Origin of the sequence: Kitasatospora albolonga (genome assembly GCF_039535905.1) — a bacterium.
Lineage (GTDB): Bacteria > Actinomycetota > Actinomycetes > Streptomycetales > Streptomycetaceae > Kitasatospora > Kitasatospora albolonga.
Genome location: NZ_BAAAYB010000004.1, coordinates 73,040 through 93,630, shown reverse-complemented (window position 1 = coordinate 93,630; position 20,591 = coordinate 73,040). Strand labels below are relative to the sequence as shown.

Annotated in this window: 24 protein-coding genes; 12 read left to right on the top strand and 12 right to left on the bottom strand. The window is 73.3% G+C overall.

From position 1 onward, the window contains the following. Positions 1–87: 87 nt before the first annotated feature. The 5 genes from ABD946_RS01575 to ABD946_RS01555 form a co-directional block, all read right to left on the bottom strand. Positions 88–1,788, bottom strand: a complete 1,701-nt coding sequence (locus ABD946_RS01575; RefSeq protein WP_345279267.1) for an acyl-CoA dehydrogenase family protein — start codon at positions 1,786–1,788, stop codon at positions 88–90. Between the two features lie 22 nt (positions 1,789–1,810). Further along, a complete protein-coding gene (locus ABD946_RS01570) occupies positions 1,811–2,356 on the bottom strand; it encodes a PadR family transcriptional regulator (RefSeq protein ID WP_345279264.1) in 546 nt (181 codons plus the stop codon). 122 nt (positions 2,357–2,478) lie between these two features. Beyond that, positions 2,479–3,987, bottom strand: a complete 1,509-nt coding sequence (locus ABD946_RS01565) for a DUF4246 domain-containing protein (protein ID WP_345279262.1) — start codon at positions 3,985–3,987, stop codon at positions 2,479–2,481. A 77-nt stretch (positions 3,988–4,064) separates the two neighbouring features. Continuing rightward, complete coding sequence (locus ABD946_RS01560; protein WP_345279260.1) at positions 4,065–5,372, bottom strand: cytochrome P450; 1,308 nt, start codon at positions 5,370–5,372, stop codon at positions 4,065–4,067. Positions 5,373–5,471: 99 nt separating this feature from the next. After that, the gene (locus ABD946_RS01555; RefSeq protein ID WP_345279258.1) at positions 5,472–6,749 is read right to left on the bottom strand and encodes an ALF repeat-containing protein; all 1,278 of its coding nucleotides are present in this window, start codon (positions 6,747–6,749) and stop codon (positions 5,472–5,474) included. 140 nt (positions 6,750–6,889) lie between these two features. Here ABD946_RS01555 and ABD946_RS01550 point away from each other — a divergent pair, with 140 nt between their 5' ends. Both ABD946_RS01550 and ABD946_RS01545 read left to right on the top strand, forming a co-directional pair. Continuing rightward, positions 6,890–7,885, top strand: coding sequence for a winged helix DNA-binding domain-containing protein (locus ABD946_RS01550; protein WP_345279256.1), 996 nt, complete (start codon positions 6,890–6,892; stop codon positions 7,883–7,885). Between the two features lie 83 nt (positions 7,886–7,968). Then, complete coding sequence (locus ABD946_RS01545; RefSeq protein WP_345279254.1) at positions 7,969–8,421, top strand: SPW repeat protein; 453 nt, start codon at positions 7,969–7,971, stop codon at positions 8,419–8,421. A gap of 63 nt (positions 8,422–8,484) precedes the next feature. Here ABD946_RS01545 and ABD946_RS01540 read toward each other — a convergent pair whose 3' ends face one another. Continuing rightward, entirely contained in the window at positions 8,485–9,870 is a 1,386-nt protein-coding gene (locus ABD946_RS01540; RefSeq protein ID WP_345279253.1) for a class II fumarate hydratase, read from the bottom strand. A gap of 52 nt (positions 9,871–9,922) precedes the next feature. Then, positions 9,923–10,102 (bottom strand): hypothetical protein, encoded by a 180-nt coding sequence (locus ABD946_RS01535; protein WP_345279251.1) that lies wholly within the window; start codon positions 10,100–10,102, stop codon positions 9,923–9,925. A 122-nt stretch (positions 10,103–10,224) separates the two neighbouring features. On the opposite strand from ABD946_RS01535, the gene ABD946_RS01530 reads away from it, so the two are divergent. The 3 genes from ABD946_RS01530 to ABD946_RS01520 are packed head-to-tail and all read left to right on the top strand — an operon-like array spanning position 10,225 to position 11,848. Continuing rightward, the gene (locus ABD946_RS01530; RefSeq protein WP_345279249.1) at positions 10,225–10,653 is read left to right on the top strand and encodes a hypothetical protein; all 429 of its coding nucleotides are present in this window, start codon (positions 10,225–10,227) and stop codon (positions 10,651–10,653) included. Further along, on the top strand, positions 10,647–10,880 hold the full coding sequence (locus ABD946_RS01525; RefSeq protein WP_380150529.1) for a helix-turn-helix transcriptional regulator: 234 nt from the start codon (positions 10,647–10,649) through the stop codon (positions 10,878–10,880). The genes ABD946_RS01530 and ABD946_RS01525 overlap by 7 nt, the downstream gene beginning before the upstream one ends. Beyond that, positions 10,877–11,848, top strand: coding sequence for an NAD(P)-dependent alcohol dehydrogenase (locus ABD946_RS01520; RefSeq protein ID WP_345279247.1), 972 nt, complete (start codon positions 10,877–10,879; stop codon positions 11,846–11,848). The genes ABD946_RS01525 and ABD946_RS01520 overlap by 4 nt, the downstream gene beginning before the upstream one ends. On the opposite strand, the gene ABD946_RS01515 is transcribed toward ABD946_RS01520, so the two are convergent. Together ABD946_RS01515 and ABD946_RS01510 are read right to left on the bottom strand one after the other, a co-directional pair. Continuing rightward, the gene (locus tag ABD946_RS01515) at positions 11,800–12,183 is read right to left on the bottom strand and encodes a ribosomal maturation YjgA family protein (RefSeq protein WP_345279245.1); all 384 of its coding nucleotides are present in this window, start codon (positions 12,181–12,183) and stop codon (positions 11,800–11,802) included. The genes ABD946_RS01520 and ABD946_RS01515 overlap by 49 nt on opposite strands. 78 nt (positions 12,184–12,261) lie before the next feature. Continuing rightward, a complete protein-coding gene (locus ABD946_RS01510; protein WP_345279243.1) occupies positions 12,262–12,984 on the bottom strand; it encodes an SDR family NAD(P)-dependent oxidoreductase in 723 nt (240 codons plus the stop codon). A gap of 65 nt (positions 12,985–13,049) precedes the next feature. Here ABD946_RS01510 and ABD946_RS01505 point away from each other — a divergent pair, with 65 nt between their 5' ends. Continuing rightward, positions 13,050–13,976 carry a helix-turn-helix transcriptional regulator gene (locus tag ABD946_RS01505; protein WP_345279241.1) on the top strand — a complete coding sequence of 309 codons (927 nt, stop codon included), beginning with the start codon at positions 13,050–13,052 and terminating at the stop codon, positions 13,974–13,976. Between the two features lie 48 nt (positions 13,977–14,024). Beyond that, positions 14,025–14,870, top strand: coding sequence for an NmrA family NAD(P)-binding protein (locus ABD946_RS01500; protein ID WP_345279239.1), 846 nt, complete (start codon positions 14,025–14,027; stop codon positions 14,868–14,870). A 22-nt stretch (positions 14,871–14,892) separates the two neighbouring features. Here the strand turns inward: ABD946_RS01500 and ABD946_RS01495 are convergent, their stop codons facing one another. Continuing rightward, the gene (locus ABD946_RS01495) at positions 14,893–15,390 is read right to left on the bottom strand and encodes an iron chaperone (protein ID WP_345279237.1); all 498 of its coding nucleotides are present in this window, start codon (positions 15,388–15,390) and stop codon (positions 14,893–14,895) included. A gap of 219 nt (positions 15,391–15,609) precedes the next feature. Between ABD946_RS01495 and ABD946_RS01490 the strand changes: the two genes are divergently transcribed. After that, positions 15,610–16,917, top strand: a complete 1,308-nt coding sequence (locus ABD946_RS01490) for an MFS transporter (protein ID WP_345279235.1) — start codon at positions 15,610–15,612, stop codon at positions 16,915–16,917. On the opposite strand, the gene ABD946_RS01485 is transcribed toward ABD946_RS01490, so the two are convergent. After that, positions 16,860–17,219, bottom strand: coding sequence for a winged helix-turn-helix transcriptional regulator (locus tag ABD946_RS01485; RefSeq protein ID WP_345279233.1), 360 nt, complete (start codon positions 17,217–17,219; stop codon positions 16,860–16,862). The two genes, ABD946_RS01490 and ABD946_RS01485, sit on opposite strands and share 58 nt — an antisense overlap. 72 nt (positions 17,220–17,291) lie before the next feature. Here ABD946_RS01485 and ABD946_RS01480 point away from each other — a divergent pair, with 72 nt between their 5' ends. After that, positions 17,292–17,723 (top strand): YybH family protein, encoded by a 432-nt coding sequence (locus ABD946_RS01480; RefSeq protein WP_380150528.1) that lies wholly within the window; start codon positions 17,292–17,294, stop codon positions 17,721–17,723. A 184-nt stretch (positions 17,724–17,907) separates the two neighbouring features. Then, a complete protein-coding gene (locus ABD946_RS01475) occupies positions 17,908–18,222 on the top strand; it encodes a hypothetical protein (RefSeq protein ID WP_345279231.1) in 315 nt (104 codons plus the stop codon). 16 nt (positions 18,223–18,238) lie between these two features. Here the strand turns inward: ABD946_RS01475 and ABD946_RS01470 are convergent, their stop codons facing one another. Further along, positions 18,239–18,766 (bottom strand): GNAT family N-acetyltransferase, encoded by a 528-nt coding sequence (locus ABD946_RS01470; RefSeq protein WP_345279229.1) that lies wholly within the window; start codon positions 18,764–18,766, stop codon positions 18,239–18,241. A gap of 121 nt (positions 18,767–18,887) precedes the next feature. On the opposite strand from ABD946_RS01470, the gene ABD946_RS01465 reads away from it, so the two are divergent. Beyond that, entirely contained in the window at positions 18,888–20,063 is a 1,176-nt protein-coding gene (locus ABD946_RS01465) for an acyl-CoA dehydrogenase family protein (protein WP_345279228.1), read from the top strand. A gap of 88 nt (positions 20,064–20,151) precedes the next feature. After that, positions 20,152–20,532 carry a hypothetical protein gene (locus ABD946_RS01460; protein WP_345279226.1) on the top strand — a complete coding sequence of 127 codons (381 nt, stop codon included), beginning with the start codon at positions 20,152–20,154 and terminating at the stop codon, positions 20,530–20,532. Positions 20,533–20,591: the final 59 nt, after the last annotated feature.

Sequence of the window (20,591 nt, the reverse complement as noted above, 5' to 3'; positions counted from 1 at the left end):
GGCCGTGGAGGACAGGTGAGAGGTGCGGGCCCCGGGGCGTGAAAGCCGGGGCCCGCACCCGCAGTTGGGGCGCTGGTCGGTGCGCCGTTACGGCCGCATCTCGTACGCGCCGGAGAGCGCCTCGACCCGGGCCCAGACCTTGGCGTCGCGGTCGGCGTCCGCCACCGGACGGCGCACCTGGGTGAGCGCCCAGGCGGCCTGCTCCTCGCTGGTGGAGGTCTTGCCGTGCAGCTCGGTGGCGTGCGCGGAGAAGTCCCGGACCAGGAAGTCGAAGATCCCGTCCAGCACGTCCGCCTCGGTGCCGGTCAACTCGGCCTGCTCCAGCACCAGGTGGCCGTAGACCACCAGCGCGAAGAGCTGGCCGATCTCCAGCAGGAAGTCCAGGTCCTGCGCCTGCTCGGCGGTCGGCGCGTGCTGCAGCAGCAGCGCGCACAGGCCGTCGGCCTGCTCGCGGAAGCGGGCCACGTTCGGCAGGTGGGCGTGCGCGTCGTAGGCGGTCCGCCAGTCGTGGAAGCGGATCGCGCCCAGGCCGCGGGCCGGGCCCTGGCGGAACAGGAACTCGTCGTCCGCCGCGTCCAGCCGGCTCGGCACCGGGGCGTAGTCGGTGGGCGCGAACAGGTAGTTGGCCATGAACTTGAGGATCAGCGCCAGGTTGACGTGGACCGTGCCCTCCAGCTTCGGCAGGCCGCGGATGTCCTTCGCGGCCTTGTCGAAGTAGGTGTCCGCCTCGAAGCCCTTGGCCGCGATGACGTCCCACATCAGGTCGATGACCTTCTCGCCCTCGGTGGTGACCTTCATCTTGGTCATCGGGTTGAAGAGCAGGTAACGGCGGTCGTCGGGGGAGGCGGTGCGGAAGTAGTCCACCGCGCGGGCGCTGAACAGCTTCATCGCGTTCAGGCGCAGGAAGGCGTCGGCCAACTCCCGGCGCACGTGCGGGAAGTCGGTCACCTTGCGGCCGTAGAGCACCCGGTTGTGGGCGTGCGTGACGGCCTCGTACATCGCGTGCTCGCAGATGCCGACCGAGGCGGTGCAGAGGTTGAACTTGCCGACGTTCACCGTGTTCAGCGCGGCGTCGAAGGCGGCCTTGCCGGTGTGCAGCACGTCCTCGGCCCGGACGGGGTACTCCTCCAGGCGGAACTCGGAGACGTACATCTGCGCGTTCACCACGTTCTTGACGAGGTGGTAGGAGGGGTGGCGGCTGTCGACCGCGAAGAAGACGTAGCCCTCCGGGCCCTCCACGTCCGAGCGGCGGCCGAAGACCGAGACCAGGCCGGCCACGTTGCCGTTGCCGATGTAGTACTTCGGGCCGGTTGCGGTGAAGCCGCCGTCCTCGGTGGGGGTGAGGATCATGTCGGTGGAGTAGATGTCCGCGCCGTGGCTGCGCTCGGACAGCCCGAAGGCCATCACGTGACCCTCCGTCAGCAGCTGCGCGGCGCGGGCCCGGACGGCCTCGTTCTCGCTCTGCCAGACCGGCCCGAGGCCGAGGATGGTGACCTGCCAGGTGTACCAGTAGCCGAGGCCGTAGAAGCCGAGGATCTCGTTCAGCTCGGCGATCCGCGCGGTGTCCCAGCGCTTGTCGGCGTCGGCGCTGCTCGGGGTCAGGAACTCCGCGAACAGGCCCTCCTTGGCCGCGAACTCCAGGAAGTCCCCGTACCAGGCGCGGTCGATGTAGGTGTCGATCAGCGCCTTCTTGCCGCGCGACTCGAACCAGTCCACGGTGGCGCGCAGCAGCCGGCGGGTGGTGTCGTCGAACTGCTTCGGGTCGTACGTGCTCGGGTTGAACAGCATGTGAAGTCCTGTGGGGTGAGGGTCAGTTGGCAAGGCGGTTCAGGGTGGCCAGCACGTCGTCCAGCCAGGCGAGGGTCATCCGCTCGAACTCGATGCCGCCGCGCAGCACCACGTGCTGCAGCTGCTGCTGCGGGCTCTGCTCCGCCGGGTCGCTCGGGAAGTCGCGCTGCTCACCCGTCAGGTACCGCTCCAGCAGGGCGGCGTGGGCGGTGCGGTGCCGCTCCACCTCGGAGATCAGCGCGCCCGGGTCGTCGAAGGCCGCGGCCCGGATCTTCACCGCCAGCTCGTGCCGCACGGTCTCGGCCTCCACCGGCTCGCGCAGCCAGTCCCCGAGGACCGACCGCCCGTCGGCGGCCACGGCGTACACCTTCTTGTCCGGCCGGCCGTCCTGCGGCACCTCCTGGGCGGTGATCCAGCCGTCCGCCTCCATCCGGCGCAGCACCCGGTAGATCTGCTGGTGCGTCGCGGTCCAGAACCGCCCGATCGAACGGTCGAACCGCCGGGCCAGCTCGTACCCGGAGCCGGGCTGCTCCAGCAGAGAGACGAGGATCGCGTGCTCCAGTGCCATGAGGGCATCCTGCTATGCAACGAGTTGCATAGGCAACGCCGCCGCGCCGCGGTGAGACGCGGATCACGCCGACGGCGGGGAGGGGAACCGGGACCCGGCTCCCCTCCCCGCCGTCGGGGGGCTCAGTGCTCGCAGAGGGAGAACTCGCGCTCGTAGAGCTGCTCGTTGTGCTCGTCCACGAAGAACTTCCGCTCCTTCATGAGCTCCTCGCGGTACGCCTCGGCCTGCTCCAGGGTCATGGTCGTGGTGGCGGACCAGGGCTGCTGCGGCGGTACGTCCGAGGTCGAGACGATCCGCTGCGAAGGGTCGACGAGGAAGAACGCGAGGATCTTGCGGTGGCCCGGGCGGGTCGGGTCCGCCAGGCGGAAGGCGTCCACGCGGTGCTGGAGGACGTTGGGGAAGGCCAGGCAGCGGCCTTCCGGGGTCGGTACCGCGCCCAGCGGCTGGTTCAGGGCGTCCTCGTCCCGGAGGCCGTAGACCTCGCGCACCCCGGCGTCGTCGTTCTGCTCGTAGTACGGGTCGTCGAGGGCGGTGCGGAAGCCCAGCCGGCTCTCGGTGACGTTCTCGCTGTCCCAGTAGTAGATGCCGGTCGAGACGATCCGCTCGTTCAGCATGCCCTCGACGTGCCAGGAGCCGCCGGCGTACTCGGGCTGCTCCGGGGTCAGGTGGACGGTGGCCAGCTTGACGATGACCTGGAGGCCGCGGCCCCGCAGGTCGACGCGGGCGGGGGTGTCGGGCAGGGCGGGCGGGCTGAACTCCGGGGCATCCGGGACGATCGGGCGGCGGTTCTCGGACCACTCGTCGTACGCCTCGCTCCAGGCGGAGCGGGCCTTCGCGTAGGTGTCGTCGTCGGGGTAGGACGACCTGTGCGGGTACTCCGGCTCGGAGTCGTACCAGCCGTAGGGGTCGGCCTCGATCCGCAGCGGCCGCGGGTGCCGCAGATCGGTGAGCACGTTCTCGAACAGCGGGAGCAGGCGCGCGAAGAGGTCCGGCAGGACGGACTCCAGCGCGCGGTGCTCCTCGGGGTGGACGTTGTTGACGTACGAGCGGAAGGCGACGGCTCCGTCCTCGCCGACCTCGACGTCCGTGGGCAGCCACTGGAACCGCTCCGAGAACTCGTACTTCGCGTAGTGCTTCGCCGGGTTCTGCCACGCCTGCTCGGGACCTCCGCTCACCTCCCGCACCAGACAGAACAGGGAGGGGTGGACGAGGTCCAGCACCTGGCCGTCGGACCCGGGGTGCCAGTCGCGCTCCGCTTCGGGGACCTCCTCCAGGACCCGGACCGCGTCGCGCAGCCGGGTCCTGAGCCGCTCGTCGACGAGGGTGTCCGACTGCCAGACGCCGTCGACCGCGGAGACCTCGATGCCGGTGCGCGCGTCCCGCAGGGCGGCGTAGTGCCCCAACTCGGCCAGGACGTAGCGCACCTGAGCCTCGGTCATGCCCTGTGCCAGCGCCTCCCGCGTCCACCGGGCGGCGATGTCGGCGTCGTTCCTCTTGTCGAACCACGCGGGCTTGGCGCGCAACTGCGCACTGCACTGCATCATCTGCAGCTCCCGCAGTGTCCGGGGCGTCGCGAACGCCGAGGAGGTGGTGCTCTGGAAGGGAAGCGGGAAGGCGGACAGGCCGGTCACTGCTGATGGGTCCTCACGGTCGGTGTGCGTAGCCGGGAAGAATAGTCCGGCGCGCGGACACCCCCGCCACGGGCCGGTCAGGGGCGGCGGAGGGTGGCCAGGACCGGGGTGGCCGGGTGGGCGACCAGGCTGGGGAGTGGGGGAGGGGTGTCGCCCTCCAGCTCCAGGTGGAAGTGCTGGGCCAGGGTGGCCAGCAGGAGGACCAGTTCGACCTGGGCGAAGCGGGCGCCGAGGCAGGCCCGCCGGCCGGCGCCGAAGGGGAAGTGGGCGCGTTCGTCGGCGGCCGGGGTGCCCCAGCGTTCCGGGCGGAAGGCCAGCGGGTCGGGGAACCAGCGGGCGTCCCGCTGGGTCACCCACGGGCTGCACCAGACCGCCGTCCCGACCGGCACCGGCCGCCCGCCCACGGTGGTGCCCGGCACCGCGACCCGGGGCGGCACCAGCCAGACCGGTGGGTGGAGGCGGAGCGTCTCGCTGACGATCCGTCGGGTCCACGGCAGCCGCTCGTGGTCCGCGTACTCCGGTGCCCGCCCGTCCAGGACCTCCGCCAGCTCCCGGTCCAGTTGCGCCCGCGCGGCCGGGGAGCCGGCCAGCAGGCACCAGGACCAGGTCAGCGCCGTCGCCGTGGTCTCGTGGCCACCGGCCCAGAGCGTGACCGCCTCGTCCCGCACCTCACGCGCGGTCAGCGCCCGCCCCTGCGCGTCCCGCGCCGCCAACAGCCGCCCGACCAGGTCCTCCCCCTGCTGCCCGCTCGCCGCCCGGGCCGCCACCAGTGCCCCCAGCTCGGTGTCGATCACCCCGACCGCCCGCCGCATCCGCCGTCGTGCGGGCGTCGGCACCCACCCCGGCAGCAGCACCCCCGGGCCGCGCAGCTCCACCCCGATCTCGTGCGCGGCCTCCGTCATCGCCCCGGCCAGGGCCCCGGCCCGCGCCCCCAGCTCGGACCCGAAGAGCGTGCGCACCGCGATCCGCTGCGTCAGCAGCGTCATCTCCCGCAGCACGTCCACCCGTTGGCCGTCCGCCCACCCCGCCAGGTGCTCCGCCGCGCACTCCGCCATCGCGGGCGCGAACGCCCGCACCTGACGCGGCCGCACGGCCGGCTGCACCAGCGCCCGCTTGCGCCGCCACCCCGCGCCCTCGCTGCGGATCACGCTGTCCCCGACCAACTGCCGGAACATCCACCCGATGTCCAGCACCCCGTGGTCCAGCTCCGACCCGAGCACCTCGGCGATCGCGGCCGGATCGGCCAGCGACAGGATCCGCAGCGGCCCCAACCGCCAGCTCACCGCGTCCCCGTACTCCCGGTGCAGCCGCTCCAGGAACCCCAGCGGATCCCGCCCGAACCTCGCCAGACACCCCACCAACGGCAGCCCACGCGGCCCGGACACGAACGGAGAGTCGCCCACACCCCACCCAACGAGCCCGGCCCGCCCCGGAAACGCAGCACGGCCCGGCCCCTCCCGGGACCGGGCCGTGCGGAGCGTGAATCAGGACTGGTTGGTGCGGCGGCGGGTGGCGATGAGGGCGCCTGCGCCGAGGGCGACGGCGGCGGCGCCGGCGGCGCCGATCTGGCCGAGGGGGGCGTCGGTGCCGGTGTAGGCGAGGCGTCCGCCGGCGACGGGCTGGCCGTCGGTCACAGCGGTGGTGGTGACCGTGCGGGTGTTGTCGGTGACGGGGGTCACGACGGTGGTGGGCTTGTTCTTCGCGGCCTCGGCTTCGGCGGCGGCCTTGGCGTTGGCCTCGTCCTTGGCCCGGGCCACGTACTGACCCTCCTTCAGGAAGGCACGCACGTCCTCGATGCTGCCGAGCATCGCCTTGCCCGCGGCCGCCTTCACCTCCGGGCCACCACGGGACATGATCTGGGTGAGCAGCAGCCGGTCGTCGGCCTCCGCGGCCGAGGCCAGGTCCTTGGTGAGGAACTTCTGAACGTCGGCGGCGGAGCCGGCGAGCGCCTTCGCCGCACCCGCGCGCACCGTGGGCCCGGTCTTCGGGTCCTCCAGCAGGCGGCGGAGCTCGGCGCGGCCCTCGTCCTCGGCCCGGGCGGCGTACTGACCGGTCTTCAGGAAGTCGCGGATGTCCTCGGCGGTGCCGTTGAGGGCGTCGCTGCCGGCCTTCTTCACGGCCGGTCCGCCCGAGTGCATGATCGTCAGGACGGCGACGCGGTCGTCCTCCAGCTGGGCGGCCTTGATGCCGTCCTTGAGGAAGTTCGCGACGTCGGCGCCGGTGCCCGCGAGGGCCGCCTTGGCGCCGTCCCGCACGCCGCGGCCGGTGTTCGGGTCGTCGACGATCTTCTGGAGCTTGGCGCGGTTCTCGTCCTCGGCGCGAGCGACGTGCTGCCCGGTGTTCAGGTAGGCGCGGTACACCTCGATGTCGTCCGACTCGAACGCGGCCACGGCGGCCTTGTAGAGGACGGGGCCGGCGCCGGTGAAGGTCCGCGAGATCGCGACGTGCGCGTCGCTCCTGCGGATGTCCGCCATGTCCTTGGCGACGAACTTCGCCCGGTCCTCCGGGGTGCCGGCGAGGGCCGCGGCGACGTGCTCGCGCAGGTAGCGGCTCGGCTCGACGATCAGGTAGTCGTTCGGCCAGACGAGCAGGGCCTTGATGGTGGCGATGTTCTCCTCGTCGGCCACCTGTGCGCCGGCCCGGTCCGTCTGCTCCTGCCCGGCCGGGGCGCTCTCGGCGAAGGCCGGGGTGGCGGCGGTGGCCACGGGTGCGGCGGCGGTCGCCAGGAAAACGGCAGCGGCGAGCGAACGACGGATGTTCAAGGGTCCCCCGGAACGTGCAAAAGAATGGTCAAGTCGTACCCGGTAGATCGTACTGGCACCAAACCTCCCCGGCGAACACGTATTCGTCACATGCGGCCGGGCCGCGCTCCAGGCCGCACTCCGGCCCGCAGAATGGGGGCGTGATCGGTGAGGGTGAGCTGCTTCGGTGGCGGATGAACAGTCAGTTCGGCGGTGGGGGCACGGTGTCCGGGATCGCCGGCCGCGCCGCGGGCATCCAGGCCCAGGACGCGTCCGCGGCCCGGCTCGGGCTGCGGGCCCGCGGCCTGGCGGAGGCGGCGGCGGTGGAGCGGGCGTACGCGCACGGCGAGGTGGTGGCGAGCTGGCTGATGCGGGGCACCCTGCACCTGGTGCCGGCCGCTCAACTCCCTCCCCTGATCGCGCTGTTCGGGGAGCGGAACATCGCCGCCGGGGCCCGGCGGCGCCGGGAGCTGGGGCTGACGGAGGGCCTGCTGGCCAGGGCGGAGGGGGCGCTGCCCGAGGTGCTGACGGAGCCCTTGAGTCGGGCGGAGCTGGTGGCGCGGCTGAACGGGCGCGGCGTCGGCGTGGAGCCCACCGGCCAGGCGCCCGCGCACCTGACGGCGTACCTGGCCGGGCGCGGGCTGCTCTGCCGCGGCGCCGAGGTGGCTCCGCGCGAGCCGGGGTACGTCCCGCTCCCGGCGCCGGACGGGGAGGCCGACCCGGAGGCGGCGGCCGCCGAGCTGGCGGCTCGGTACGTCGCGGCCTTCGGGCCGGTCTCGGTGGCGGACTTCGCGGCGTGGTCGGGGCTGCCGCAGGTGCTCGGGAAGCGTGCCCTCGCGGGCCTGCCCGAGGTGGGGGAGGGGCTGTACGCGACGGCGGGGGCGCCGGCGGCCGGGGAGCCGCTGGTCCGGTTGCTCGGTGCGTACGACAACTTCCTGCTGGGCTACCGGGACCGCTCGCTGATGCTGGATCAGCGCTTCGCGAAGCGGGTGAACGCGGGCGGCGGGGTGGTGAGGCCGACCCTGGTGGTGGACGGCCGGGTGCGGGGGATCTGGGCGCGCGGGAAGGACGGGCGGCCGGTGGTGGAGCCGTTCGAGCCGCTGCCGGAGGAGGTCTGGGAGGCGGAGGCCAGGGCGGTCGAGGAGTTCCTCGGATGAATTACGGACAAATCCGTTAATTCCGGCACAGAATGGGTAGTGAGCAGGCGCCTGTCAAGTCGCGAGCTAAGGAGGTGGTCCCGGTGTCGACCCAGCTTCCGATGAGCATGGAGCACCATCCGGACATCTTGGAGATGCGTGACCATTACGAGCGGATCGTCTCCACTCCCCGTGCCCAGGCCGTCGAGGCCCTGGCCGTGGCGGCCGGTCTGTTCCTCGCGATCTCCCCGTGGGTGGTCGGGTTCTCCGGCTTCTCCGGCCTGACGGTCAGCAATCTGGTCCTCGGGCTGGCGTTCGCCGCGCTGATGGCGGGCTACGGCTCCGGGTACGAGCGCACCCACGCCCGCGCCTGGGCCGCGACCATGATCGGTGCCTGGACGGTCATCGCCCCGTGGGCGGCGGCCGGCACCGACGCCGTCCGGCGGACCATCCTGACCAACGTCATCACCGGCGGCCTGATGGTCTGTCTGGGTATGGCGGCCGTGTCGATGGCGGCGGGTGTGATGAGCCGCCGGGGGATGGCGAGCGGAGGCTGAACAGCCGTATCTGCAACGGGGCATGGCCGCTCACGGCCGTGCCCCGTCTGCTGCGCGGAGCAGTCAGGGGCGGGTCATCCGCAGCACGTCCAGGGCCTCGTCGAGCTGGGCCTCGGTGAGCTTCCCGGCCTCCAGGTACCCGCGCTCCACGACCACCTGACGGATCGTCTTGCGCTCGGCCACCGCCTGCTTGGCGACCTTGGCGGCCTCCTCGTAGCCGATGTAGCGGTTGAGCGGGGTGACCACGGAGGGGGAGGACTCGGCGTACTCGCGGGCCCGCTCCACGTTGGCGGTGACGCCGTCCACCGTCCGGTCGGCCAGCAGGCGGGCGCTGTTGGCCAGCAGCCGGACGGACTCCAGCACGTTGCGGGCGATCACCGGGAGCATCACGTTCAGCTCGAAGTTCCCGCTCGCGCCGGCCACCGTGACGGTCGCGTCGTTGCCGATCACCTGGGCGGACACCATCAGCACCACCTCGGGCAGCACCGGGTTCACCTTGCCCGGCATGATCGAGGAGCCGGGCTGGAGGTCCGGCAGGTTGAGCTCGCCGAGGCCGGTGCGCGGGCCGGAGCCCATCCAGCGCAGATCGTTGGCGATCTTGGTGAAGCCGACCGCGACGGTGCGCAGCTGGCCGCTCAGCTCCACCAGTCCGTCCCGGGCGCCCTGGGCCTCGAAGTGGTCGCGGGCCTCGGTCAGCGGCAGCCCGGTGGCCCGGGCCACCTCGGCGATCACGGCGGCGGAGAAGCCGGGCGGGGTGTTGATGCCGGTGCCCACCGCCGTGCCGCCGAGCGGGAGTTCGGCCACCCGGGGCAGGGTGGCGCGCAGGCGCTCGATCCCGTACCTGACCTGGGCCGCGTAGCCGCCGAACTCCTGGCCGAGGGTGACGGGCGTGGCGTCCATCAGGTGGGTGCGGCCGGACTTCACCACCTCGGCGAAGGACTTCGCCTTGCGCTCCAGCGCCTGTGCGAGGTGCTCCAGCGCCGGGATCAGCTCGCCGGTGACGGCGGCGGTGGCGGCGATGTGGATGGAGGAGGGGAACACGTCGTTGGACGACTGGCTGGCGTTGACGTGGTCATTGGGGTGGACCGGTCGGCCGAGGCGCTCGGTGGCCAGGGTGGCGATCACCTCGTTGGTGTTCATGTTGGACGAGGTGCCCGAGCCGGTCTGGAAGACGTCGACCGGGAAGTGCTCGTCCCACTTCCCCTCGGCCACCTCCTCGGCCGCCCCGGCGATCGCCGCCGCCGTCTCCGGCTCCAGCACCCCCAGCTCGCCGTTGACCTTGGCGGCGGCCGCCTTGATCCGGGCCAGCGCCGCGATGTGCGCCCGCTCCAGCCGCTGGCCCGACACCGGGAAGTTCTCCACCGCGCGCTGGGTCTGCGCCTGCCACTTGGCGGACGCGGGTACCCGCACCTCGCCCATCGAGTCGTGCTCGATCCGGTACTCCTGCATGGCCTCATGCACCTCCTGTCCCTGCCAGCTCCCGGGGTGCTCCAGGTATTTCCTACTGTCCGAGCAGGGTGGCGAAGTCGTAGCCCACGTCGGCGAGGGTGAGCACGCTGCCGAGGTCGCTGATCGCCCCGACCGGGATGCTGTGGCCGTCGGCGGACGGGACGGCCGAGGCGGGGGCGGCGATGGCGAGCAGGGTGGCGAGGGCGGTGATCAGCCGGGTCACGGTACGCATGCCAGGGACAACCGGCCGGGCCGGGGTCCGGTCACGGGTGGTGTCAAAGATTCTTGACGCGATGTCCGGTCTGCTTTACCTTCCATCGTGTCAGCTTTTCTTGACATCGGAGGTGTGGCGGGATGGCGCTGGAGGAACGACGGGCCTGGATCGCGGGGGTGGTGGCCCTGCTCGGCTACACGGGCTACCTGCTGGCGGTGCTGCTGCCCGGGAGCAGTCTCGCGCTGGCCCAGCGGCCGTACGCGGCAGCGCTGTTGTGGAGCATCGGGGCGGCGGTGGTGGTCTCCGTGCTGCTGAGCGTGGCGGCCGCGCTGGTCCGGCCGGAGGAGGGGGCGGCCAAGGACCTGAGGGACCGGCAGATCCACCGCTTCGGCGAGCACGTCGGCCAGTCCTTCGTGGTGATCGGCGCGATGGCGGCGCTGGTGCTGGCGCTGGTCGAGGCCGCGCCGTTCTGGATCGCCAACGCCGTCTACCTGGCCTTCGTGCTCTCCGCCGTGCTCGGCGCGATGGCGAAGATCGCCGCCTACCGGCGGGGGCTCCCGCAGTGGTGAAGCCCACCCGGGTGGTCAACACCATCCGCGCCCTGCGCTTCGCCCGCGGCGAGATGACCCAGGCCGAGCTGGCCCGCCGGATCGGGGTGACCCGGCAGACCGTGATCGCCATCGAACAGGGCCGCTACTCGCCCTCGTTGGAGCTCGCCTTCCAGATCGCCGAGGTCTTCGACACCCCGCTGACCGAGGTCTTCCAGTACCCGTCCGAATCCGAGGAGTCCCAGTGAGAGCGATCACCCGCCACCGGTACGGCACCACCGAGGTCTTCGAACTCCGCGAACTGGAGCTGCCCGTGCCCCGCTCCGGCGAGGTGCTGCTCCAGGTCACGGCCGCCGGGATGGACCGCGGCGTCTGGCACCTGATGGCCGGGCTCCCTTACCTGGTGCGGTTGTTCACCGGCATACGGCGGCCCCGGCAGGCGGTTCTCGGCCTGGACTGCGCCGGTGTGGTGGTCGAGGTCGGCCCGGGTGTGCACGGCCTCCGGGCCGGCGACGAGGTCTTCGGCGAGTGCGCCGGGGCCTTCGCCGAGTACGCCCGGGCCCGCGCCGACCGGCTGGCGCTCCGTCCGCCGGAGCTGACCCCGGCCGAGGCGGCCGCCGTCCCGGTCTCCGCCGTCACCGCCCTCCAGGGCCTGCGCGACGTCGGGCGGATCGCCGCCGGCCAGCGGGTCCTGGTGATCGGCGCCTCCGGCGGCGTCGGCACCTACGCCGTCCAACTCGCCAAGCTGGCCGGGGCGGAGGTCACCGCCGTCTGCGGCCCCGCCAAGGCCGAGCTGGTCCGCGGGCTCGGCGCCGATGCCGTGCTCGACCACACCCGCCAGGACTGCACCGACGGCCCGGCCGGGGCCTACGACCTGATCCTGGACCTGGCCGGCGGCCACCCGCTGGCCGGGCTGCGCCGGGTGCTCGCCCCGCGCGGCACCCTGGTGCTGGCCGGCGGGGAGGGCGGCGGACGCTGGTTCGGCGGCGTGGCACGGCAGTTGCACGCCGCCGCGCTCGCGCCGTTCGCCCGGCAGCGGCTGCGCAGCCTGCTGGCCCGCACCAGGCAGGAGGACCTGGTCCACCTGCGCGAGCTGCTGACCACCGGGCAGCTGCGGGTGGTGCTGGACCGGACCTTCACCCTGGAGGAAGTCCCGGACGCCGTCCGCTACTTGGAGGAGGGCAAGGTCCGGGGCAAGGTGGCGGTCCTGGTCTGAGCCGCCCGGTGCACGGCCAGGCAGGCGGCCGCGCCGAGGGCGTACCAGAGCAGGTCCGCCGCGTTGAAGCCGGTGCCGAGCAGCAGCCGCCAGCCGGGGTGGGCGGCCGGGATCCCGGTGAGCTGGAAGAGCTCCACCGCCCAGCTGATCCCGGCGGCGGCCGAGGCCGCGACGGCGGGCCGGGTGCGGGGCGCGGCGAGCAGCACGGCCAGGTACCAGGCGACGGTGTAGAGCGCGTCGCGCAGCGCGTCCCCCGCCACCCCGGGCACGGCGACCGTCACCACCAGCCCGGCCGCCACGGTCGCCCCGATCAGCCCCAGCGCCTTCAGCCGCACCGCACGCTCCCCGTTCCGTCGTTCCCGTCGAGGACTCCGGCGCGGGGCCGCGCGGTTCCCGCAGCCGGGCCGCGGCACTCAGCCGTCGCGCAGGAGCCGGCGGGCCAGCGGCGGGCAGAGGCGCAGCAGGACCAACAGGGCGCGGGAGGCGCCGACCGGGAGGACGGCCGACCCGCGTTCCACCCCGCGGGCGATCGAGCGGGCCGCCGCCTCCGGGCTGAGCTTGCGCACCGGCCCGGAGCGGCCCGCCGTCATCGGCGTGTCCACCAGCGGCAGCACCACCTCCTGCACCCGCACGTGCGGAGTGTCCGCGCGGGCCTGGTAGCGCAGCGCCTCGCAGAGCACGTGCACCCCCGCCTTGGTCGCGCAGTACAGCGGCGCGCTCCGCTTGGGCGCGTACGCCAGTCCGGAGGTGACCGCCACGAAGGCCGCCTCCGGCGAGGCCGCCAGCCACGGCCAGGCGGCCGCCGCCAGCTCCGCCACCGACCGCAGGTTGACCGCCACCTCCTGCTCCGTCCGCTCCAGCAAGCCGGGGGTGACCCCCGCCGTCAGCCGCTCGTGGTGCTGGACGCCCGCGTTGGCCACCACCAGGTCCAGCCCACCGAGGCGTTCGGCCGCCTCCCGCACCAGCCGCTCCGCCTGGCCGGCCACCGCGAGGTCGGCCGCCACCTGGCCCTCGCCCGCCGCCGTGCGTCCGCAGACCACCACCCGGGCCCCGCGCTCCGTCAACTCCGCCGCCAGCGCCCGGCCGACGCCCGAGGTGCCGCCGGTGACCAGTACCCGCCTGCCCTTGATCTCCATGCCCGCCATGCTGGCCCGCCGCCCGGACTCCCACTTGTACCGGTGCGCCACTACGATCGGTCGCCATGACCGGTCCGGCCCGCAGCGTCCACCCCGTGCTGGTACGCGCCGCCGTCCGGGCGCTGCGCCGCTCGCCCGGCGTGCTGCCGGTCGCCGACCGGGCCGAGGCGCTGCTCGACGCGGGCGATCCGGTGCCCGAACTCCTCCACGCCGAGCTGCTGTTGGCGCTGCGGCGGCGCGGCTGGCCGACCGTACGGGCCGCCGCGGGGCACCTGCTGGACCGGCCGCGCCACCCCTTGGTCTCCGCACTCGCGGCGAGCAGCGGCCCGGCCGACTTCCTGGCGCGCTCGCGGCTGCTGGAGCGCTGGTTCCACGTCGGGCACACCACGGCCGCGGCGTACGACGGGCCCGGACGCCTGACCGTCCGTCACCTCCCGCACCTGGGCGGTCCGCCGTCGAGCGCCGAGACGCTCTTCGTGGCGGCGGCGTACCAGGTGGCGACCGGGCTGGTGGCCGGACGCGAGCCGGCACTGACCCTGCTCACCGCTTCGGGCTCCACCACACCGGAGGCCGCGTGCGCCGACTCCGGTCCGGTGCTCGCCGGTTGGCGGCTGTGCTGGCCCGAACCGGGGCCGCCCGCGGCGACCCTCCCGGAACTGCGCGCCCGGATCGCCCTCGACCCGGCCCGTCCCTGGCGCCTGCCGGACGCGGCGGCGGCCCTCGGGCTCTCCTCCCGCACCCTCCAGCGCCTGCTGACCTCCCAGGGGACCGCCTTCCGGGACGAACTGCTCGCCGTACGGCTGGAGTCGGCGGCCCAGCTGATCCGCCGCAGCACGCTCCCGCTGGCCGACATCGCCGCCGCGGCCGGCTTCACCGACCACCCGCACCTGACGCGGCGCTTCGGCGAACGGTACGGCCTCCCGCCGGCGGCCTACCGGCTGGCGGGGGAGCGGAGTGGGTGGACGGGGTTGGACGCTCGGACATCCCGGTGAGCGTGTGGACCATTCTCCCGGATGGTCCCGCGCCGGTGTACTGAACACATGACGACGACGAAGCAGAACCACCCGTTCCTGGTCCTCGGCGGCACCGGCAAGACCGGCCGCCGTGTGGTCTCCCGCCTGCGGCAGCGCGGCCACGAGGTGCGCGTGGCCTCGCGCAACGGCACCACCCGCTTCGACTGGAGCGACCGCTCCACCTGGGAGCCCGCGCTCGACGGCGCCCGCGCCGCGTACCTGGTCGACTCCCAACTCCCGGACGCCGGGGCCTCGATGACGGACTTCGCGAAGCTGGCCGCGGCCAGTGGGGTGGAGCGGCTGGTGCTGCTCTCGCACCGCGACTGGGTGGCGGCCGAGGGGGAGGAGAAGCTGCCCTGCGAGCGGGCGGTGCGCGAGTCCGGCGCCGAGTGGACCCTGCTGAAGCCGGCCTGGTTCGCGCAGAACTTCGACGAGGAGGCCTTCTGGCTGGAGCAGGTGCTGGACGGCGCACTGGTGATGTCGACCGGCACCGGGCTGGAGCCCTTCGTGGACGCGGACGACATCGCCGACGTGGCGGTCGCCGCGCTCACCGAGGACGGCCACGCGGGGGAGGCCTACGAGCTCTCCGGGCCGCGGCTGCTGAGCCTGGCCCAGGTGGCCGAGGAGATCAGCCGGGCCACCGGGCGCCCGCTGGTCCACCGGGCGGTCTCCCCGGCGGAGTTCATGGCCTACGCCATCGCGCAGGGCCTTCCGGCGGACTTCGCCGGGATGCTGGAGATGCTCTACGGCTGGATCGCCGACAACCGCTTCGCCACGCTGGCCGACGGCGTCCAGCGGGCCCTCGGTCGCGAGCCGCGCGACTTCGCCGCGTACGCCCGGGCCACCGCCGCGACCGGGATCTGGGAGGGCTGATCCCCCTGACGGGGCGTCACCGTCAGGCGGCGTCGGCGTTCGAGGTGTCCGCGGCCCGGCGGACCAGCTCGGCCAGCTTGGCCTCGACGGCGGGGCTCAGGGTGGTGAGGGCGTAGGTGACCGGCCACAGCTCGCCCTCGTCGAGGAAGGCCTGGTCGCTGAACCCGAGGGTGGCGTAACGGGTCTTGAACTTCTGGGCGCTCTGGAAGAAGCAGACCACCTTGCCGTCCCGGGCGTAGGCGGGCATCCCGTACCAGGTCTTGGGCGCCAACCCGGGGGCGTTGGCCGCGACGATCGCGTGCACCCGCTCGGCGAGCAGGCGGTCCGCCTCCTCCATCTCGGCGATCTTCGCCAGCACGTCGGCCTCGCCGTCCGCCTTGGTGGCCTTCCCACCCCGGCGGGCGGCGGCCTTGAGGTCCTTCGAGTGCTCGCGCATCGCGGCCCGCTCCTCCTCGGAGAATCCGTCGAAGGACTTGGCGGCGGCGGTGGTGGCGGCGGTCTTGCGGGCGGTGGCGGTCATGGTGTGCTCCTCGGTCTCGCGGTCCCCGGCTGGGCTGTCACCAACCTTAGGAAGGAGCACCCCCTCCGCGCTTCTCCGAAACTGACCGACCCTCGACGGAGGCCACCACCATGAGGGCCACCTGTCGGCAGGGCGGGTCTGTCGATATCAAGTATCTTGACGTCGAGATAAATGTACGCCAGGCTGCTTCCGTACGGACCGGATGACAGGGGCGTGAGCATGCGCGGAGGACGGGGCGGCGGAGGGCTGGTGGCGCAGCTGCGGCGGCCGCCGGGTGGGCGGGACGGGCGGATCATGCTGCTCGTGCAGTTCCTGGACCGGCTCGGGACGGGGGTGTGGGCGGCGGCCTCGGTGCTCTACTTCACCTTCGTCTCCCACCTGGACGCCGGGCAGGTCGGCCTGCTGCTCGGGGTCGCGGCCGTGGCCGGTATCGCCGGCTCGCCGATCGCCGGGCAGCTCGCCGAGCGGTACTCGGCCCGCACCCTGTTGATGTGGTGTCACCTGCTCCGGCTCGGCACCATGCTCCTGCTGCTGGTCTCCCGCGACTTCGCCGTGCTGCTCGCGGTGATGGCCGTGACCTGCCTGGCGGAGCGGGGCGCCAAGACCCTGGAGATCCTGTTCGCCACCCGGGCCACGGACGGGCAGCGCTCCACCTACCGGGCGCTCGCCCGCACCGCGATGAACGCGGGCTACGCGGTCGGAGCCGGCCTCGCCGCGATCGGCCTGGCGATCGGCACGGTGCCCGCCTACCAGGCCCTGGTGCTGGCCAACGCGCTGTCCTTCGCGGTGACGGCCGCACTGGTCCGCCGCACCGGCGAGCACCGGGCCGTCGAGGTGCCCGTCAAGGCGGCAACGGAGGAGCCGGTGCCCGGCCCGAGCCCGTGGCGGGACCGGGGCTACCTGCGCTTCGTGCTGCTCGACATCCCGATGAGCCTGGACGACTCCGTGCTCTGCGTCGGCCTGCCGCTCTGGCTGATCACCCGCACCGAGGCCCCGCCCGCCCTCGCCCCGGCCTTCCTGGTGCTCAACACCCTGCTCGTGGTGCTGCTCCAACTCCGCGTCTCCGCCTGGGCCGAGGGCCCCCGCCGGGCGGCGGCCGCGGTCACCCTGAACGGCCTGGCGATGCTGGCCGGCTGCGCACTGCTGGCCTTCGGCACCGGAGGCGGAGCCTGGAGCGCCTCGATCGTGCTGCTGCTCTCCGCCCTGCTGGTCTCCGGGGCCGAGCTGATGCGCTCCGTCAGCTCCTGGGAGCTGGCCGTCGCCCTCGCGCCCGAGCGCTCCCGGGCCTCCTACCTCGGGGTGGCCGGCATCGCCCAGTCCGCGCAGAAGGCGCTCGGCCCGCTGCTGCTCACCGGAGCGGTGATCACCACCGGCCCGCTCGGCTGGCTCGCCCTGGGCGGCGGTGTCCTCGGGCTCTCGGTGCTCCAACGGCGCGGCTGCGAAAGGCGGTTGACCGAACTTCGGCAGCCTCAGGGCGTCGCCGCAGTGCCGGGCGATCCGGCCCGGAGCACCTCGCCCGTGCGGTAGAGCTCGATCAGCAGCGGGCGCAGGGCCCGGCCGGTGTCGGTGAGGGCGTAGCGGGTGCGCACCGGGAAGCCGGGGAGGCGCTCCCGTTCGACCAGGCCGCGGCCGCGGAGCTCGTCCAGCCGCTCGGTGAGCACCTTGGGGCTGATCTCGGGGAGGCGCTCCCGCAGGGTGCCGAAGGAGTGGTCCGCGTGCAGGAGTTCGCGCAGGACCAGGGTGGTCCAACGGCCGGAGACCGCCGCCAGCGCCGTCTCCACCGGGCAGTCGGCCTCCGGCCGCAGCGTGCGGCCGGTCGGTGAGGGCACCAGTTCGGCGTCCCAACTCCCGCCGTCGCTTTCCGTTTGGTGACCCACTCCGGCGCCGGATTGACTGCCGCCGTGAACACCACCATGGATCTCGCGCATGACCACGACCCTATCCCCGCCGGCCTGGTCACCGACCCGGCGCAGCACCCCGCGGCCTTCGCGGCCGCCTTCAACTCCGGCAGCCCCCGAGCGCTCGCCGCCGTCTACGAACCGGGAGCCGTCTTCGTGCCCAGCCCCGGCCGGGCCGTGACCGGTGACGAACTGCTGGCCGCCGGTGCCGAGTTCCAGTCGCTGGGCGTGCCGATCACGGTGAGCCTGCGGCACTGCTACGCGGTGGGGGAGCTCGCCCTGCTGATCGTGGACTGGGTCATCGTCGGGGCGGGCCCGGACGGTGCCCACGTCCACATCGAGGGCACCGCCACCGACGTGGCGCGCCGCGGCCCGGACGGCTTCTGGCGGTACGTCATCGACAACCCGTTCGGTGCGGTCGGCGGAGCATCCTGACTCCGTCGGGGGTCGACGCGGAACCGCCGGAGGGCCGGCTGCCGCCGCCCCGGGCGCCGCTAGGTCGCCCAGTGCTGGCCGCAAGGTGACGTACCCACATGCTGCCAGCCGTCCGGCCTTCCACCGGAGGCCCGTGAACGGCAGGCTCGGTACCAAGCTGCCATCGGCCCGTCGGGAGATTCACATGCGCATGGTCACGGTCGTCCTGCTCCGCCGCGGCGGTGGTGCCGGCACCGATGGCGAGGCACACCTGGTGGACGAACTGCTGCGCTCGCACGCCGTGCCCGAGCACGGGGTCGAGCGGCTGCGGGTGCGGCCGGCGCCCGAGGGCATCGGGGCGGTGGTCTTCGTCCGCGCCGCGACCGAGGTGCGCGCCCTGATCAGCGTCCGGGCCCTGCTCGCCGTGGCGCACGCCCCGCTGCACGCCTTCGGCTACACGGTGGCCGCCGTCCGCACCGGCAGTCCGCTCTCCGGCTCGCTGGCGCAGCAGGCTTCCTGAGCCGCCCTCAACGGGCTCATCCGGCGAGCGTCTTGAAGTAGAAGGTGGTCGGGCGCAGCTCCCCGGCCGGGTTGGTGGCGTGGCCGGGGACGGTGCCGAGGGCGGTCCAGCCGGCCGAGCGGTAGAGGTGCTCGGCGGGGCTGTCGGTCTCCGTGTCGAGCAGCAGCAGGGTCAGCCCGCGTGCGGTGGCCGCTGCCTCGGCGTGGGCCAGCAGCCGCCGCCCGGCGCCCCGGCCCCGGGCGGCGCGGTGTACCAGGAGCTTGGCCAGCTCGGCCCGGTGCCGCCCGTTGGGGTAGGAGGTCAGCCGGAGCTGGACGGTCCCGAGCGGTCGGCCCCCGTCCTCCTCCTCGAAGGCGGCCCAGAGCAGGAGTTGACCGTCCGCCAGCGGCCCGGCCAGCCCGCGCCACCACTCGGCCGCCGCGTCCGCGCCGAGCCCGGCCTCGAAACCGACCGAGGCGCCGCCCTCGACCGCGTCGGCCAGCAGCCCGCCCAGGGCCTGGGCGTGATCGGTGAGCTGCTCGGCGGTCAGGGCGGTGATGTGCACGGTGCGGCGGCCTTCCGGGGGTGTGGTCAGTGTCTCGCACCCTGCCAGGTCCCTGTTGCGCCGGTGTTACGCGATACTGCGTGCGCACCCTGACGCCCTGACGCGTACGCGAGGAGACACCATGGCAGGCACCCCCCTCGACCCGGCCGACCTGCTCGCGGTCGGCGAGCTGCTCACCGACGAGGAGCGGCTGATCCGCGACACCGTACGGAAGTTCGCGGACGACCGCATCCGCCCGTACGTCGGCCAGTGGTTCGACCAAGGGGTGTTCCCCGCCAAGGAGTTGGCGCCCGAACTGGGGAAGCTCGGGGTGCTCGGCATGCACCTGGAGGGCTACGGCTGCACCGGCTCGACGGCCGTCGAGTACGGCGTCGCCTGTATGGAGCTGGAGGCGGCCGACTCCGGTCTGCGCAGCTTCGTCTCGGTCCAGGGCTCGCTGGCCATGCGCTCGATCCACGCCTTCGGCTCGGAGGAGCAGAAGCAGCGCTGGCTGCCCGAGATGGCGGCCGGCCGGGCGATCGGCTGCTTCGGCCTGACCGAGCCGGACTTCGGCTCCGACCCGGCCAACATGCGCACCCGGGCCAGCCGCAAGGGCACGGACTGGGTGCTCAACGGCAGCAAGATGTGGATCACCAACGGCTCCATCTCGGACGTCGCCGTGGTGTGGGCGCAGACCGAGGAGGGCGTGCGCGGCTTCCTGGTGGAGCGCGGCACCCCCGGCTTCACCGCCAACGACGTGCACGGCAAGCTCTCGCTGCGCGCCTCCGTCACCAGCGAGCTGGTCTTCGACGAGGTGGTCCTTCCGGCCGACGCGGTGCTGCCCGGCGTGACCGGTCTGCGCGGCCCGCTCTCCTCGCTCGGCGAGGCGCGCTACGGCATCCTCTGGGGCACCGTCGGCGCGGCCCGGGACTGCTACACCACCGCGCTGGAGTACGCCAAGACCCGGATCCAGTTCGACCGGCCCATCGCCGCCTTCCAGCTGACGCAGCAGAAGCTGGTGGAGATGATGCTGGAGGTGGAGAAGGCCTACCTGGTGGCCCACCGGATCGGGCGGCTGAAGGACGCCGGCCAGTGCCGCCCGGCCCACATCAGCTTCGGCAAGCTCAACAACGTCCGCACCGCCATCGAGGTGGCCCGCTCGGCCCGCACGGTCCTGGCGGCCAACGGCATCACGGTGGAGTACCCGGTGCTGCGGCACGCCAACAACCTGGAGTCGGTGCTCACCTACGAGGGCACCTCCGAGATCCACACCCTCGTCCTCGGCGAGACCATCACGGGCGAGGCCGCCTACCGCTGACGGCCCCTCGGAAATCGCTGGCGACCGCGGTGACCCGCGCCTACGGTGGGGGCCGCACACGGACCCCGAGCAGGAGAGGAGCGGAACGATGACCGGGACCACCACGCCCACCACCACGCTGTGGCGCCCCACCGGACCCGAGGAGCTGGCGCTCGTCGAGGCCGCCGGCCGGCGTGCCTGGCCTCCCCGCCTGCCGGACCAGCCGATCTTCTACCCGGTGATGAACGAGGACTACGCCGTCCGGATCGCCCGGGACTGGAACGTGCCCGCCTCCGGAGTCGGATACGTGACCCGCTTCGAGGTGGAGACGGACTTCCTGGCCCGCTACCCCGTCCAGCAGGCCGGCGGCCGGACCATCCTGGAGCTCTGGGTCCCCGCCGAGGACCTGGACGAGTTCAACCGCCACATCGTCGGGCGGATCGAGGTGGTGCGGGAGTTCCGCCCCGGAGGTGAGGTCCCGCGCGGCTGAACGAGCGCTGACGCGGGACCTTCGTCCCGTACGTGACCCCGTCGACCCCTGAGGGTCGG

What these genes read in the sequence shown, in the direction of transcription:
- ABD946_RS01465 (WP_345279228.1), top strand. Translation starts at nt 18,888, where the DNA reads ATGGCAGGCACCCCCCTCGACCCGGCCGACCTGCTCGCGGTCGGCGAG.
- ABD946_RS01535 (WP_345279251.1), bottom strand. Translation starts at nt 10,102, where the DNA reads ATGCGTACCGTGACCCGGCTGATCACCGCCCTCGCCACCCTGCTCGCC.
- ABD946_RS01495 (WP_345279237.1), bottom strand. Translation starts at nt 15,390, where the DNA reads ATGACCGCCACCGCCCGCAAGACCGCCGCCACCACCGCCGCCGCCAAG.
- ABD946_RS01500 (WP_345279239.1), top strand. Translation starts at nt 14,025, where the DNA reads ATGACGACGACGAAGCAGAACCACCCGTTCCTGGTCCTCGGCGGCACC.
- ABD946_RS01475 (WP_345279231.1), top strand. Translation starts at nt 17,908, where the DNA reads ATGCGCATGGTCACGGTCGTCCTGCTCCGCCGCGGCGGTGGTGCCGGC.
- ABD946_RS01460 (WP_345279226.1), top strand. Translation starts at nt 20,152, where the DNA reads ATGACCGGGACCACCACGCCCACCACCACGCTGTGGCGCCCCACCGGA.
- ABD946_RS01505 (WP_345279241.1), top strand. Translation starts at nt 13,050, where the DNA reads ATGACCGGTCCGGCCCGCAGCGTCCACCCCGTGCTGGTACGCGCCGCC.
- ABD946_RS01575 (WP_345279267.1), bottom strand. Translation starts at nt 1,788, where the DNA reads ATGCTGTTCAACCCGAGCACGTACGACCCGAAGCAGTTCGACGACACC.
- ABD946_RS01570 (WP_345279264.1), bottom strand. Translation starts at nt 2,356, where the DNA reads ATGGCACTGGAGCACGCGATCCTCGTCTCTCTGCTGGAGCAGCCCGGC.
- ABD946_RS01510 (WP_345279243.1), bottom strand. Translation starts at nt 12,984, where the DNA reads ATGGAGATCAAGGGCAGGCGGGTACTGGTCACCGGCGGCACCTCGGGC.
- ABD946_RS01530 (WP_345279249.1), top strand. Translation starts at nt 10,225, where the DNA reads ATGGCGCTGGAGGAACGACGGGCCTGGATCGCGGGGGTGGTGGCCCTG.
- ABD946_RS01540 (WP_345279253.1), bottom strand. Translation starts at nt 9,870, where the DNA reads ATGCAGGAGTACCGGATCGAGCACGACTCGATGGGCGAGGTGCGGGTA.
- ABD946_RS01490 (WP_345279235.1), top strand. Translation starts at nt 15,610, where the DNA reads ATGCGCGGAGGACGGGGCGGCGGAGGGCTGGTGGCGCAGCTGCGGCGG.